Origin of the sequence: Streptomyces cathayae (genome assembly GCF_029760955.1) — a bacterium.
GTDB classification, from domain to species: Bacteria; Actinomycetota; Actinomycetes; order Streptomycetales; family Streptomycetaceae; genus Streptomyces; species Streptomyces cathayae.
The window spans coordinates 4,300,732-4,313,519 of sequence record NZ_CP121682.1; the positions used below are offsets into that span (position 1 = coordinate 4,300,732).

Sequence of the window (12,788 nt, forward strand, 5' to 3'; positions counted from 1 at the left end):
ACCTGGGCGATGCCGTACGGGTGCCACCGAGCGTCACGGCGATGGCCGACAAGCGGTGCTGCTCCTTCGAGGAACGCGAGGCGGCGGGTGGGTGACTACGCCAGACCCAGGATCACGCGCACGCAGTCCTCCACACGCCGCAGCTCGCTCGGGGCCAGCAGGCCCAGGCGCCGTCGCAGCCTCGGCTTGTCCACGGTGTGCAGGTCGGTGCAGTTCACGTACGACTCGTCGTACTTGGTCACCCCGCAGTCGGAACCGACCGGGACGTGGGTGGAGGCGGGGCCGGGCGTTCCGGTGATCACGGCGACGGTCAGCGCCGACAGCGGTTCGGCGATCCGGTTCACCGTGAGGACGACCACGGGGTGCGGGCCGATGGGGCCGGGGAGGGCACACCCCCATACTTCGCCCCGCAGGGCGGAGCCGGTGTTCACCACTCGGTCTCGTCCGCTGCCGCCAGTTCGTCCGCCGTGGCGGGCGCGACGCCCTCGGGGGTCGGGGCCCGGGTGCCGCGGTAGAAGTCGCGGATCTCCTGAGCGGCGGCGACCTCGGTCGCCTCGCGGGAGAGCAGCCGAAGCCCTTCGCGCAGGGCGTCGGAGAGCGAGTGCAGCTGGAGGGTCTGCATCACCTGCTGCAGGTCCGCCATCTCATCCGGGCGCAGCCGCACCTGGGCCACGCTGGTCGCACCACTGTCGCCCTGCTTCCGGCGCGTCTGGGGGGCCCGGGCCGCGGTCGAGGTGCGCCTTTTGGCCGTGGCATCCGCGGTGTGGCTCTTCTGCCCGGTCTTCGAGGTCATTCCTGCCTCCCTTCGTGTATGACAAATGTAGTACATCCAGTCTCCTCCTCGTGTCCGAGCTGGTCAAGCGCCCTTAAGTCGTCGGCTCAGGCTGCGCTGGGGAGAGCCTTCTCGCGTCGTCGGCAGTCCCGGCAGTGTCCGGGCTGTGGTGCGCGGAAGGCGCGCTCGCAGCCGTCGCAGGTCTGGAAGGGCAGGACGGCCGGACGGCCAGGGGCCAGGGGGAGCGGTGCCGGGGGCGGTGCGGGCAGGGGCGTTTCGCGGAGCCGGAAGGCGAGGATGCCCGCCGGGCGGGTCAGGAAGTGGTCGGGGAGCCGTGCCGTGAGGTGTGCGGTGATCTGGGAGGGGACGACCCCGGCCGCCAGCCACGCGGTGACGGCCGGCGCCAGACGTACGGCTTCCCGTTCAGACAGGACCAGGCGCGGATCGACGCGGCGGAGGGAGGCCAGGACGGCGACCGCTTTCGGGTCGGCGTCGGCGAGTGCGGGGGCCGGGCTCTCGGTCACCTCACGGCTGGGGGCGGGCGCCCCCTCTTGCGGGACCGGGACCGGGACCGGGACCGGGCCCGGAGTCGGGGCCGGTGCAAGGGCCGTGGCCTGCGGGACGGTGGGGGGCTTCCGGGGCCGGGGCGGCTCGGGTGGGTCGTCCGGGTCCGGCTGCGGTGTGCCGCCGGGGACGTCGTAGAAGTACGTGCGGGTGCGGATCTGGCCGGTGGGCATGCGTTCGCAGCGGCGTTCCAGGTAGCCGGCGGTTTCCAGTTCGCGGAGGGCGCGGGAGATGAGGATCTCGCCCTCGGTGAAGTGCGCGCACAGGGCGGCGATGCTGACGGGGGTGCCGGTGGGCAGGGAGAGGATGTAGACCGCGACGCCGACGGTGACGGCGCTGCCACGCCGTTGGGCGAGGGCGTTGGAGATCACGGTGAAGTCGGCGGTGAGCCGGGTGCGTACGTGGATCACGCCGGAGGTCGGAGCTCCGGCATCGGCGCGCAGGCGCGCATTAGACTGCGGGTCAGCCATCGGGAAGGTGCTTCTTCCTGATCGGTCAGGCCCTCGTTCCGGGACGGCAATCCCGGCCGGGGGCCGTCTCTGTTTGCGGTTGGTGTCGCGAACGTAACCGCCCGTGACCCGCCCCTGCAAGCCGGTCACCCGGACGGGTGACGCGGGCTTTTCGCCGGGGAGGGTGGGTGGGCGGGTAGTTCTTTCCCCCGGTTCTTTCAGGAGGTCAGTGGCCCACCGGACCCTCGCGGACGAGGAACCGGCGGGCCGGGAAGACGCGACGCGACCGGTACCCGGCCGCCTCAGATCCGGTGCGGACCGGCCTTCAACTCCCCTATGAATGCCGCCCAGGAGCCGTCTGCGAAGCAGAGAGCGGGACCGTTCGGGACCTTGCTGTCACGGACGGGGACGGCGCCGGGGAATCCGTCCGCCACCTCCACGCAGTCGCCCCCCGCCTGATTGCTGTAGCTGCTCCTGCGCCAGACGGCGCCGTTCAGATCGGGACGGGACGTTCGCGCCACGGTAGCTGCCCTCCATCGCGGTCCGAATCATGCCGAGCGACATGAGCGGGGGCAGGGCCACTGCCCGTAGCCGATCGTAAATCACTTTGTAGCGACTGACGTTGTCCGGTTCCTCGATGAGTTGGCCATAGTCCGAACCCTCTGTGTAGGCGACCTCCGAGCCGTCCGGGAGGGCGAGAATCGTCAGTGAGCCGCCCATCGCCTCGTGTCCGCCCTGGTCGAACGGCAACACCTGCACGGTGATGCGGCGCTCCGCTGCGGTTTTGAGCAGCCGCTCCAACTGCCTTCGCATCACGGAAGAGTTGCCGATCGGACGCCTCAGTACCGCCTCGTCCAGGATTGCGCACAGCTCCGGCCGATCAGGTGAGCCGAGCCTTTCCTGGCGTCCCATCCGGGCTGCGACACGCTCCTCCAACTGCTCATTGTCGTCGAGCAGCGCATCCAGGCTCAGGACCGCTCGCGCATAGTCCTTCGTCTGTAGCAGGCCGGGAACCACATGAGCGGCGTACTGCCTGATCGACACCGCTCGCTCCGAGTACGCCATGAACTTCCGTGACCAGTCGGGGAAAGTCTCCCGGTACACATACGGCCACAGGTCGACCAGCAGGTTGTCGGCGTCGAGAGCGGCGTCGAGGGCGCGTGCCAGTTCCCGTGTGGGCTTCGCCCCCGAGGTGCGTTCGATCTGGGTGATCCGGGATCCCACCACGTGGGTCCTCGCGCCGAGTTCGGCCTGGGTCAGCCCGGCCGCCGTGCGGAGCTTGCGTACCCGGGAGCCGAACAGGGCGGCCATGGAGGTACTGGGATCAATTCCTTTGGCCAAAGCGTCACTTCCATCCCTTACCAGCCGAAAGGTAATGCTGCGTCACCTTCCGAGCGTAGGGTGATTCCGCGACTCTTGGGTACGGAACGTGACGACTCGTGCGCATCGCGGGACGTCTCAGGGCTCGACAGGTAAGGACGGGCACGCCGTGCTGACAGGAACGACCACCGCGGGTGACGGTTCCGGAAGGGACACCGGTGTCACTCGACTCCAGGAGCAAACAGCCCAGTTCGCCTCCACGCCCCACGGCGCGCGGCTCGCTCGCCGCCTCGCCGTGCGATGCATGGAGGAGTGGGGGCACTCGTCGGCCTCGGACGTGTCGGGCACGGTCGCCCTGGTCGTCGGCGAGCTCGTCGCGAACGCGGTGCGGCACGGCCGCGTCCCGGGGCACGACTTCCGGCTCCGGCTCGTCCTCGACGAGGCTGCGGGCCTGGTGCGGATCGAGGTCGCCGACGCCGCCGCCGGGAGACGGCCGCCGACGGCTCTGCCCTCCTCGTGCCCCGACGGCGAGTCCGGCCGGGGCCTGCTCCTGGTGGACGCGCTGGCCGAGCGCTGGGGCTGGGAGCCCCGTGAGGCCGTGGGCAAGACGGTCTGGGCAGAGGTGCCGGTCGCCGGGGCTCACTGCCGCCCGCGGTGACCTTCTCGACGGTGTCGACGACTGTACGGCCCACCTCGGGGGTGTTGCCGTACCTCTCGAGCAGGAAGCCGATCACCTCCTCGGGCCGGCCCGGCGCACGCCGGCCGCGCGGGCCAGATCCAGGATGCGCGGGCCGGTCTCCAGCGGGGCGAAGAGAGTCCCGTCGAAGGTGATCAGGTGGAGGCCGGTGACGCCCTCCAGGGCCGGGGCCAGGCTGTCGGGCTCGGTCAGATCGCCCTGGACGACTTCGACGTCCGCAGGGAGGGAGGCTCGTGCCGGGTCCCGGGTGAGGGCGCGTACCGCGTGACCGCGGGCGAGCAGCTCGGCGACGACCCGACGGCCGACGGTGCCGGTGGCACCGGTGACGAGGACCTTCTGCGTCCGCTGTGCCTGTGTCATGGCACGACCGTGGGAAGTATCGCGGTCGGATTCTGTCCGCGTGGGTGCCGGAGGGGTGCGTCAGGTGGGCAGCGCGGTGAGCCAGTCGGTCAGGAGCCGGTTGACCTCGGCGGGGCGTTCCTGCTGGATCCAGTGGCCGCAGCCGTTGAGCAGGTGGGAGGAGACCAGGCCCGGCAGCGTGACCGGATACGCCTCGATCGCTTTGGCCAGCCAGGTGGTGGAGGCGTCGAGACCGCCGCCGATGAACAGGGACGGCTGGGTGACGGGGGCGCCGTCGAAGGCGGCGAGGTCCTCCCAGTCGCGGTCCATGTTCCGGTAGCGGTTGAGCGCTCCGGTGAAGCCGGTGCGCTCGAACTCCCCGGCGTAGACGTCGAGATCGCTCTCGCCGAGCCAGGCGGGCCGCCGGCCGACGGGGAACCGGTCGCGCATCGTCCCGCCCTTGCTGACGAAGTGCGGGTCGGGGGCTCCGGGCGCGGGCATGGTGTCGGGGGACAGGGCCGCGTACAAGCCCGCGAGCCAGCCGCGTACGTCGGGCTCGATCTCGGCCTCGGCGCGGCCCGGCTCCTGGAAGTACGAGACGTAGAACTCCTCGTCCCCGCCCATCCGGGCGAAGACCTCGCTGGGGCGGGTGGCGCCGCGCGGGGTATAGGGAATGCTCAGCAGTCCCACCGCGCGGAAGACGTCCGGCCTGAGCAGGGCGGAGTTCGCGGCGATGGGCGCGCCCCAGTCGTGGCCGACGACCACCGCCGACTCCTCGCCCAGGGCGTGCACCACCGTGACGTTGTCCTCCACCAGGGCGAGCATCCGGTACGCGTCCGTCGCGGCGGGCTTGGAGGAGCGGCCGTAGCCGCGGACGTCGAGGGCGACCGCGCGGTACCCCGCCGCCGCGAGCACCGGCAGCTGGTGGCGCCACGAGTACCAGGATTCAGGGAAGCCGTGCACGAGCAGCACCAGCGGCCCGGTTCCCTGCTCCGCGAGGTGGATCCGGCCTCCGGGCGAGGTGATCGACCGGTGGGTGATCCCCGCGGCGTTCTGGTCCATGCGTCCTCCTCCAGGGCCGGTGGTCTCCTCTGGAGCCGATCACGCGAAAGAGCCGGCCGAGAGGACGAGCCCGTTTGCCGACCCGGCGGACCCGGACCACGCCCGCTGGAACCTGCCCCCCTGTCGGTCGGGGAAACCTGGCCGCGCTTCCCCAGGGCCCACCCGCGCCCGATCGGTTCCGGAGAGGAGACGGTCGATTCGGTCGAGCCGTGACCGCACCGGTGGACGGGATCCTCACAGGAGCCCGCAGCCATCCGCGGGAGGGGCGCCCCGGGCTTGTTGGCCGGTCGTACTGATGTCTGGATACGCTCGCAAGATGATGGAGAACCTTCCCCCCTGTCCGAAATGTTCCTGCGAGTACACCTACGAGATGAATTCCCTTGTCGTGTGCCCGGAGTGCGCACACGAATGGGACCCCGAGAGCGGCGCGGAGAGCGAGGGTGCCGTCGCGGAGCGCGTCGTGAAGGACGCCGTCGGAAACGTGCTGCAGGACGGCGACACCGTGGTCGTCGTCAAGACGCTCAAGGTCAAGGGGAGCCCGACGGGTATCAAGGCCGGCACCAAGGTGCGCAACATCCGGCTGATCGACGGGGTCGACGGCCACGACATCGACTGCAAGGTCGAGGGCTTCGGGGCGATGCAGCTCAAGTCCGGTGTGGTGAAGAAGGGCTGACCGAAGGTGACCGCCGGAGGGCGTCGGACACTGCTGATCCCTCGCCCCCCGGCGGGCCCACCCGGCGGTCGAGGAGGCTCGCCGTGCGCGGTGCCGGGACGGGTGCCCGCGCCCACGGGCGTGACACGCCTGTCCCATGGCGTGAGCACTTCGGCCGCCACTGTCCGGATGCCGCTCGTTCGAGCGCCCGGGTGACACTTTCCCGCCGACTGCTCACGCTTTTCCGGAAGGGGTCCGTGTCCGGCCGCCCCGCGGCATCGGGACCGCCGGTCACCCCTCCCGTTCGGTCCGTTCGCGGCCGCCCGACGGGTGATTGCAGCCGGTCCGGTGTCACCGCTCGTACGGAACGGGGTGCCGTCGCCGTCGGTGTGCACCGTGCCGCCGGTCAAGCCGATGGTGCTGTCGCCATGAGCGCCATGCTGAACGGCAAGGCGCGCTCTGTCCGCTTTTCCCATTCCGCCAGGTTTGCTCGCCATTTCACTTGACGGCCGACTTGGCTGCCGAAAGCGCCGTCGGGGCGGGTGGGTAACCTCGTGAATCTCGCACCGTTTCTCTGTGCTCGCCATGTTTCGCCGGTGGCGTGGGAGGGCCCTTCTGCTGTTCCTCCAAGGGTAATTGAACGGCAGTTGAGTGATCGTTTTCGTGGTAGAGTTTCAATGAATTCACAGAACGCCGCGAAAAAAGGGGAATGGCGTGAACACCGAGAAGGTCACGGCTCGACGTCTTACGGCCGAAGAGGTTTCGGAGTTGGGCCCCCAGGACGGAATCTTCGTCTCGGCAGAGATGGACGACCTTTCTCTCGACTGCTACGCTCCGGCTTCCCTCACGGAGCCGGGTCAGAAGTTCGAGGGGGGATCCTTCACCGCGAGGACGATATTCGGTCAGGAAATCCGTGTCCTCCCGGACAATTCCGAAGAGCCCGGGATCTGGGTCGCCGACGAAGCGGGAGAGGAAATCGAGGTTCTGCAGAATGCCGGCGTCCTCCTGAACCTCGCTCTCTTCGTTCCCAACGGGAACAGGGAGTCCCTGGAGTCGCTCTACTCCGCCGCCCGGGACGCCTTCGGTGCGGGGATCGTCCAGCGCTGGAGCGAGGAAGTCGTCGCGGTTCCGGATGTCAAGGTCGACTTGTTCGAGGAGCCGGCCCGGGGGCGGAAGAACGCGAACGGCCAGAACCGAGACCGCCGGGCCCTGGACATCTACCCGACCCGAGTGCGCTTCATGGAGCCCAGCGACGGCTGGAAGTTCATTGTCGAACCGCACAAAGAGATCGTCGATGAAACGCCGACGATCTGACCTGATGGCAGGTTAGCCTCGGTCTTTCGCGGGAGCCCGTCAGCTTGCTGGCGGGCTCTTCTTCGTCTGTCGGGACGTACGGACAGGCCGCCGGCCTGATTGCCGCCTTGAGTGAGGCGGATGTCCGAAGGTGCCGCTGTACGCGCTTTATGCCTCTTCCAGGGCTTCTCCGAACTCGCGCAGTACTTTGCCGTGGCGGCTGCGGGCGAGTTCGTGCCCGACGCCTATGGCGAGCGCGATGGGCCACTCGATGAGTTCGAGTGCCGTGAGGATGCCGAGGCCCGCGAGGAAGGCGAGCTGGTCGATAGGCGGCAGTTCGATCCGCAGACCGTCTATGTGGACGGTCATCGTGTTGCTCGATACGACGTGCTCAGCCGCGGCGCGGGGTCCGCGGGGCTTCGTGATCGGAATCGGCGCACTGGAAGGCGCGGTGTCGAGGCCTGTCCTGCTTGCCTGCACGGTCATGGTGTATTCCGTTTCATCGGCCGGTGCCGGGCATCCGCTCGATGTCCTTTTTCCACGCTAGCCCCGTACGGTCCGGTGCCCCAGTCCGGTGCCCCAGTCCGGAGAGCGCGTAACCGGATACCGCGTGGCCTGGTCCAACGCTGACCTGCATGTTTCCGGACGACCCTCTGCCGTTCCCCCGAATCCCCGCTCCGTCCGACATGTCAGGGGCATGGTGTCATTCGTAGCTCAGGCGAGCTCAGCTCAAGAGGTGAGGCAGAAATCGGCGACGACGCGGAGCCAGAGCGAAACATCTGCCTGTCGCCGCGCTCGCCGCCGTGCCTGTCGCACAGCCCGACGGTCGGTCGGGCTGTGGTCTGCCCTTGGCGGACGTCTCGGTTGAGCCGGAAACAACACCGTCGGTATCTCCGTCCAGGAGGTGACACCCCGTCCGAAAACCGTGAACACTTCGGCCTCTACTGTCCGGATGTGGCTCATTTGAGCGCCCACATGACAATTGGCCGCTGATTGCTCACGTTTTCCGTGGAGGGGTCCGTCTCCGGCCGCCCCCACAGCCCGGACAGGTCCAGCCGGACGCGTGGGCCGAGGCACGTCCGTTGTCGGCGGGGGCGGTTATGGTGCGTCCGCCATCGATGGCAATCCTCCGGGGGGTGGGAGCCAAGACAGGACTGCTGGTGTACGCCGACGGCGAGGTACCGGGTTTGCTGCGACCTCGGCGACAGGTGGTGTCGTGTGGAGGTGCCAGGGCGACGGCTGAGGATCCAGGGGCGGCTCCAGGACAGTGAGAAGCCCCTGCTCCGGCGGGAGAACCGTCGGTAGGGGGCTTATGCGTGCGGGCTTACTTCTTCTTTCCCTGGGTCTTGCCGGGGATCTTGGCGACCTTCGTTTTCGCTGCTCAGGGGCGGTGGGCTCGTACGCCTGGTGGTCGTCGTCGGTCGTCATCGGTCACTGCCGAGCGGCCTCGGACGGCCCGGAGACGGACGGCCCAGTCGTGGATCACATGAACGGCTTCAGCCGACGGACGTAGCCCGCCACTGCGCGGTGATGCACCCCTCTTCCATGTCCCACCATTCCTTGGCCACGCCATGGTTGAGCAGCCTCCGCACCTTGGAGAGATCGGCGGTGGGCGGGACGTCCAGGGCGACCATGCGGAACCGTTCTGTGCCCTTGCCGCAGACTCCGAGTTCGTGAAACGCGTTGATCACGCTCTGCCGTGCAGCTCCAGAGCCGCCGTCGCGGAACACGATGAGGCGGATGGTGCAGTTCTCGGAACGACGAACTACCTCCCCCGCCCATCGCACGCCTTCGTCATCGGGCTCGGTGGCCACGACGTCTCCGCAGGCGATGCCTCGGACGAACCAGGGGATGTTGTCGAGCCGTGCGGTGCCATCGCCTTGGTCGACCGCCCACAGGCTCTCCACCGATGCCGGGGGCCAGTCATCTTCGATCTCAAGCCGGAAGTGCACCTTCACGTACGGGCCCTCGGGGTTCGTCATGGTGCCCAGGATGCAGAACCCTGACGCGCCGGCCGCAGATGGGTGACCGATGACGTCCGCTCAGGGCTGGACAGGGATTGGTCCTTGCCCCAGCCGACGACAGTCAGCCACGAGGGCGAGGAGGCCGACCGATCCCGCGTGCGTATGCCTCGCTGCGCCCCCACCGGCCTCCGCCACGCTGCCGGTGCCGTCGACCGGAGCAAGCCACGACGGTCGCCCCGCAACGACGATGCCTGAGCCATCAGCTTGGGAAGCGGGGAGCATCTGCGGCGGCCTCAGGGCCTGAGCTGGGTAAACGACCGGGACACCGTTCAGCCGGGCCTGGTTGCTTTGACCATGGTTCCCCGCTGTTCCCCGCTCGATCTGGTGCGCTTGTGGTGCGTGTGGACGCCACTGCTGAGTCAGCCCGCGTCGTTGGGTCAGTCAGCCCGATGTCGGTGGCCTCCGGTCGAGGAGCAGGTGGAAGGTGTATCCCTCGTCGCAGAACACCACGTCAAGGTTCGACTCCCGGCTGAACGGCCGTGAACGGGGCTGACCGAGACGGAAAGCGAGACGGGCGCGGCGGTCGTTGTCGGTACAGCCTCGTACTGGGCCGTACTCGGCTGTTCGGCCGACGAAGCGAGATGCCGTGCCGGGCGTCGCGAGCGTCGAAGGCCTTCGACCTGTGACCATGGAGCGTTCATTAAAAGTGATCGACGAGGAGCTCCAGGGCGCGGGGGTCGATATGGCGCCGCGTGGGGTGCTCGTGGAAACGTGCTGTAGGTGATGTGGTGGACTGGTTGACCTCGCTGCCGGCGGTGGTGCTGGTTGTGGGCGGGCTCTTACTTGCCTTACTGGTCGCGGCCGTGGCGCGGATCGGCGTCCGGGCGCTCGTACCGGTCGAGGAACAGGACCGGGTGCCGCAGATCGCCACGCCCCTGATGCCGACACTCGGCGCCGCCTTCGCGATCTTCGCGGCCCTCTCACTGGCCAGCGAGGCCGGCTACCTGCGCGCAGCGGAGGGACTGGTGAGCGACGAGGCGGCCGCGGCCTCCCGCCTGGCATGGGCGGCGACAAGTCCGCGAGTCCAGTCGGAGCCGATCCACGCGGCGCTGCTGGACTACCTGCGGACCACGCGTGTCAGGGAGTGGAAGAGTCCGACAGCGGCGTCCGGTGACGACCCGCCCACCGCTCGCGCGATCGCACAGCTGGAGCGGAGCGTGCGCACCGAGGCGGCCCGACCCGAGGTGGGAAGCACGACGGGCACGGAGCTGGTGGTTTCCCTGGACGATGTCACCAATAGTCGTCGTGCCCGCATCGCGGCCGCCTCACGCGAGGTTCCCACGCTCTACGTCGTCACGCTTGCGGTCAGCGGGCTGGCCTTGATCGTGAACTCCGGCGCACTGGTCTTCCGCAGCAGCCTGCGAACGTCACTGCTCGTCGTGGGTGTGGCGAGTGTGGTCGGGCTGAGCCTGGCGTTGCTCTTCGCACTCAGCGTGCCCTGGAGTGGACCGTTGATCGTCAGTGGGCATCCACTCGACGCCGTCATCGGGGACCTGAAGTCCGGCTTCTTCCACCGCGGGCCTTAGGCGGCAGGCGCGATCAGTGCGCAGACAAGCCCCCTGCCTACGGAAAACCCGCAGGCAGGGGTTCGATCAATACTGCTTACTTCTTCTTGCCCTGGGTCTGGCGGGCCCGTTTCTCGCCCCTGGTCAGAAAGCCGCATACCTCGCTTGACCTGCCGTCGGGCGGTCGTTGTCGGTCGTCGTTGGTTCTCTTCGGAGGGCCCGGAGAGGGCCCGGCTCAAGCCGCCAACGGGCCCGCCGTTCACTGCGCTGCCCTCTCGGACGGTACGGACGTGCGTGAAGCCCTGCGCGGCGTGCGCCGTCAGGTAGGGGTCTCGCACGGTGCGCGCGTGTGAACTCGTGAAGTTCGCGGCGCCGGGCAGCAGTGGAACGGTTCGGTGTCCGTCGGCGTCTCCCCTTTCCGGGGCATGGTGGCTGTGCCCTGGGGAGGGGGGCCGGGTGCGTACGGGCGACTTCGCCAAGTGGGCAAGGCATTTCGAGGACGAGCGCGAGCGCAGGCGCGCCCAGGGCGACCCGGACTGGGGGCAGGGGGCGACGCTGCATCCGGCGGTGTGGGCCGGCATTCAGCGCTTCCAGGTCGGCGAGGACGGTGACGGCGCCAACCTCGTCGGCAAAGCGGAGGAGGCCGGCGACGGCGACTACGCACGGGCAGTCCGGCTCTTCGTCGCCGAGGAGCAGAACCACGCCCGTCTCCTCGCCCGGCTGCTGGCCGCGGGTGGTGTACCGACACTGACCGGCCACTGGAGCGACACGGTCTTCGTACGGCTGCGGCGTCTCCTGGGCCTGCGCATGGAACTGTTGGTGCTGATGATCGCGGAAGTGGTGGCGCTGCGTTATTACCGGGCCCTGCGCGACGGCACCGACGACTCGCTCACCTCGGATGTGGCGGGGCGGATCCTGTCCGACGAGCAGCGCCACGTGCCGTTCCACTGCGAGCGACTGCACGCCTCCCTGGCGGAGCTGCCTCGCGCAACGCGCCGCCCGGTGATGGCCCTGTGGCGACTTCTTCTGCTCGCGGCCTCCCTCGTCGTCGCCGCCGACCACGGTCCGGCGCTGCGACGACTCGGCATCGGACGCCTGCGATTCGTGGCCGATGTCGCGGCCTCGTCCGGCGCGGTCGTCTCCGCGGTGCTGGCGCCCCACCCGGATGCATGGACGAGCGCGGGCTGACAACAGACAGCCCACCGCCTCCCGCTCACCTCTTCAGGAGCGAGGTCGGGCGATCACCGGCCGGGCCTGCTGGTTCCTTGCCCTGAGCCGATCTCCTGCGGTGGCCTCCTCGGCGCCGCGATTCCCCGTGGCTCCCCGCCTGCTCTGGCACGACAGTGGCACGAGCGGCTGTGTGTACGCGGCTACGGAGACGTAGCGCGCTTCCTGAGTCGGGAGAATCGTCGCCAGGTCCCCCCACAAGTTGATCAAGAGCAGAGCGGATCCCGCGATCGGCCAGCCTACGGATCCACCGTCGCGGTAGGTCTCGATGCCTACGGACAGCACCAGTACACCGACCACGAGCCCGACCACCAGATCGACGAGGGGGTTTACCTGCCTCGCGATCTTTGGGGGGAGGGTGTCTATCCACGCCGCGATTTTTGTGAGGCGGATGTCCATCCGCCTCGCGATCTTTGCAAGGTTGACCACGGCTTGATCGTGGCAGACGGCCGCTCTCGTCGCCATACCCTCGCCACGACCTGCGCCTTGGAGCCGACCGCCCCGGCCACGACGTGTTCTGACCTCATGCCGCCGGCCCACCCGTACCAGGGCGCGCGTCGGCGCAGCGCGGGCGGAGCGGAGCGCAGCCGGAGCTCGGTGTCCGTGCACGACGGGCCGTCGACTGGAATCACGGTCACCCTCCCGTTGTTCGTGCTACCGCCGACATGGGCCGCCGAGCAGCGCGACCTTCTCACCCGGGTGCGTGAGGTCTGTCCCCGTGAGGTGGTCGAGACGTCGCCCGGTGCGTGGACGTGGCGGCGTGACCGCCACTCCTGACGGCCCAGAGACGGCCCCAGGACAGCAGCGATAAGCCCCCTACTCGCGAAGAAGTCGCAGGTAGGGGGCTCAAAGAGTTCGGGCTACTTCTTCTTGCCCTGGGTCTT

General features: G+C 68.9%; 15 protein-coding genes and 1 pseudogene. 6 read left to right on the forward strand and 10 right to left on the reverse strand.

Features of this window, described 5'->3' with window-relative positions:
* Positions 1 to 95: 95 nt before the first annotated feature.
* The 5 genes from PYS65_RS19665 to PYS65_RS19685 form a co-directional block, all read right to left on the reverse strand.
* Positions 96 to 431: a type II toxin-antitoxin system PemK/MazF family toxin gene (locus PYS65_RS19665; protein WP_279335231.1), complete on the reverse strand. Its 336-nt coding sequence runs from the start codon at positions 429 to 431 to the stop codon at positions 96 to 98.
* The gene (locus PYS65_RS19670) at positions 428 to 793 is read right to left on the reverse strand and encodes a hypothetical protein (protein ID WP_279335232.1); all 366 of its coding nucleotides are present in this window, start codon (positions 791 to 793) and stop codon (positions 428 to 430) included. Before PYS65_RS19670 ends, PYS65_RS19665 begins: the two co-directional genes overlap by 4 nt.
* Positions 794 to 879: 86 nt before the next feature.
* Entirely contained in the window at positions 880 to 1,806 is a 927-nt protein-coding gene (locus tag PYS65_RS19675; protein ID WP_279335233.1) for a hypothetical protein, read from the reverse strand.
* A gap of 281 nt (positions 1,807 to 2,087) precedes the next feature.
* Entirely contained in the window at positions 2,088 to 2,225 is a 138-nt protein-coding gene (locus PYS65_RS19680; RefSeq protein ID WP_341483692.1) for a DUF397 domain-containing protein, read from the reverse strand.
* Positions 2,182 to 3,096: a helix-turn-helix domain-containing protein gene (locus PYS65_RS19685; protein ID WP_279335235.1), complete on the reverse strand. Its 915-nt coding sequence runs from the start codon at positions 3,094 to 3,096 to the stop codon at positions 2,182 to 2,184. Before PYS65_RS19685 ends, PYS65_RS19680 begins: the two co-directional genes overlap by 44 nt.
* A 181-nt stretch (positions 3,097 to 3,277) precedes the next feature.
* On the opposite strand from PYS65_RS19685, the gene PYS65_RS19690 reads away from it, so the two are divergent.
* On the forward strand, positions 3,278 to 3,763 hold the full coding sequence (locus PYS65_RS19690) for an ATP-binding protein (RefSeq protein ID WP_423836163.1): 486 nt from the start codon (positions 3,278 to 3,280) through the stop codon (positions 3,761 to 3,763).
* 90 nt (positions 3,764 to 3,853) lie between these two features.
* Here the strand turns inward: PYS65_RS19690 and PYS65_RS19695 are convergent.
* Positions 3,854 to 4,162, reverse strand: a pseudogene (locus PYS65_RS19695) (SDR family oxidoreductase); the annotation flags it as partial.
* Between the two features lie 60 nt (positions 4,163 to 4,222).
* On the reverse strand, positions 4,223 to 5,203 hold the full coding sequence (locus tag PYS65_RS19700) for an alpha/beta fold hydrolase (RefSeq protein WP_279335238.1): 981 nt from the start codon (positions 5,201 to 5,203) through the stop codon (positions 4,223 to 4,225).
* 316 nt (positions 5,204 to 5,519) lie between these two features.
* Between PYS65_RS19700 and PYS65_RS19705 the strand changes: the two genes are divergently transcribed.
* Positions 5,520 to 5,876: a zinc ribbon domain-containing protein YjdM gene (locus PYS65_RS19705; RefSeq protein ID WP_279335239.1), complete on the forward strand. Its 357-nt coding sequence runs from the start codon at positions 5,520 to 5,522 to the stop codon at positions 5,874 to 5,876.
* Between the two features lie 693 nt (positions 5,877 to 6,569).
* A complete protein-coding gene (locus tag PYS65_RS19710) occupies positions 6,570 to 7,169 on the forward strand; it encodes a hypothetical protein (RefSeq protein WP_279335240.1) in 600 nt (199 codons plus the stop codon).
* 147 nt (positions 7,170 to 7,316) lie between these two features.
* Here PYS65_RS19710 and PYS65_RS19715 read toward each other — a convergent pair whose 3' ends face one another.
* Both PYS65_RS19715 and PYS65_RS19720 read right to left on the reverse strand, forming a co-directional pair.
* Positions 7,317 to 7,517, reverse strand: a complete 201-nt coding sequence (locus PYS65_RS19715) for a hypothetical protein (RefSeq protein WP_279335241.1) — start codon at positions 7,515 to 7,517, stop codon at positions 7,317 to 7,319.
* 1,127 nt (positions 7,518 to 8,644) lie between these two features.
* A complete protein-coding gene (locus PYS65_RS19720) occupies positions 8,645 to 9,130 on the reverse strand; it encodes a DUF4265 domain-containing protein (RefSeq protein WP_279335242.1) in 486 nt (161 codons plus the stop codon).
* 770 nt (positions 9,131 to 9,900) lie between these two features.
* On the opposite strand from PYS65_RS19720, the gene PYS65_RS19725 reads away from it, so the two are divergent.
* Together PYS65_RS19725 and PYS65_RS19730 are read left to right on the forward strand one after the other, a co-directional pair.
* Positions 9,901 to 10,698, forward strand: coding sequence for a bestrophin-like domain (locus PYS65_RS19725; protein WP_279335243.1), 798 nt, complete (start codon positions 9,901 to 9,903; stop codon positions 10,696 to 10,698).
* Between the two features lie 435 nt (positions 10,699 to 11,133).
* A complete protein-coding gene (locus PYS65_RS19730; RefSeq protein WP_279335244.1) occupies positions 11,134 to 11,865 on the forward strand; it encodes a ferritin-like domain-containing protein in 732 nt (243 codons plus the stop codon).
* A gap of 33 nt (positions 11,866 to 11,898) precedes the next feature.
* On the opposite strand, the gene PYS65_RS19735 is transcribed toward PYS65_RS19730, so the two are convergent.
* On the reverse strand, positions 11,899 to 12,333 hold the full coding sequence (locus PYS65_RS19735; RefSeq protein ID WP_279335245.1) for a hypothetical protein: 435 nt from the start codon (positions 12,331 to 12,333) through the stop codon (positions 11,899 to 11,901).
* A 96-nt stretch (positions 12,334 to 12,429) separates the two neighbouring features.
* Between PYS65_RS19735 and PYS65_RS19740 the strand changes: the two genes are divergently transcribed.
* Positions 12,430 to 12,681, forward strand: a complete 252-nt coding sequence (locus tag PYS65_RS19740; RefSeq protein ID WP_279335246.1) for a DUF5959 family protein — start codon at positions 12,430 to 12,432, stop codon at positions 12,679 to 12,681.
* The last annotated feature ends 107 nt before the right edge of the window (positions 12,682 to 12,788 follow it).

What these genes read in the sequence shown, in the direction of transcription:
- PYS65_RS19670 (WP_279335232.1), bottom strand. Translation starts at nt 793, where the DNA reads ATGACCTCGAAGACCGGGCAGAAGAGCCACACCGCGGATGCCACGGCC.
- PYS65_RS19675 (WP_279335233.1), bottom strand. Translation starts at nt 1,806, where the DNA reads ATGGCTGACCCGCAGTCTAATGCGCGCCTGCGCGCCGATGCCGGAGCT.
- PYS65_RS19720 (WP_279335242.1), bottom strand. Translation starts at nt 9,130, where the DNA reads ATGACGAACCCCGAGGGCCCGTACGTGAAGGTGCACTTCCGGCTTGAG.
- PYS65_RS19740 (WP_279335246.1), top strand. Translation starts at nt 12,430, where the DNA reads ATGCCGCCGGCCCACCCGTACCAGGGCGCGCGTCGGCGCAGCGCGGGC.
- PYS65_RS19715 (WP_279335241.1), bottom strand. Translation starts at nt 7,517, where the DNA reads ATGACCGTCCACATAGACGGTCTGCGGATCGAACTGCCGCCTATCGAC.
- PYS65_RS19705 (WP_279335239.1), top strand. Translation starts at nt 5,520, where the DNA reads ATGATGGAGAACCTTCCCCCCTGTCCGAAATGTTCCTGCGAGTACACC.
- PYS65_RS19700 (WP_279335238.1), bottom strand. Translation starts at nt 5,203, where the DNA reads ATGGACCAGAACGCCGCGGGGATCACCCACCGGTCGATCACCTCGCCC.
- PYS65_RS19685 (WP_279335235.1), bottom strand. Translation starts at nt 3,096, where the DNA reads ATGGCCGCCCTGTTCGGCTCCCGGGTACGCAAGCTCCGCACGGCGGCC.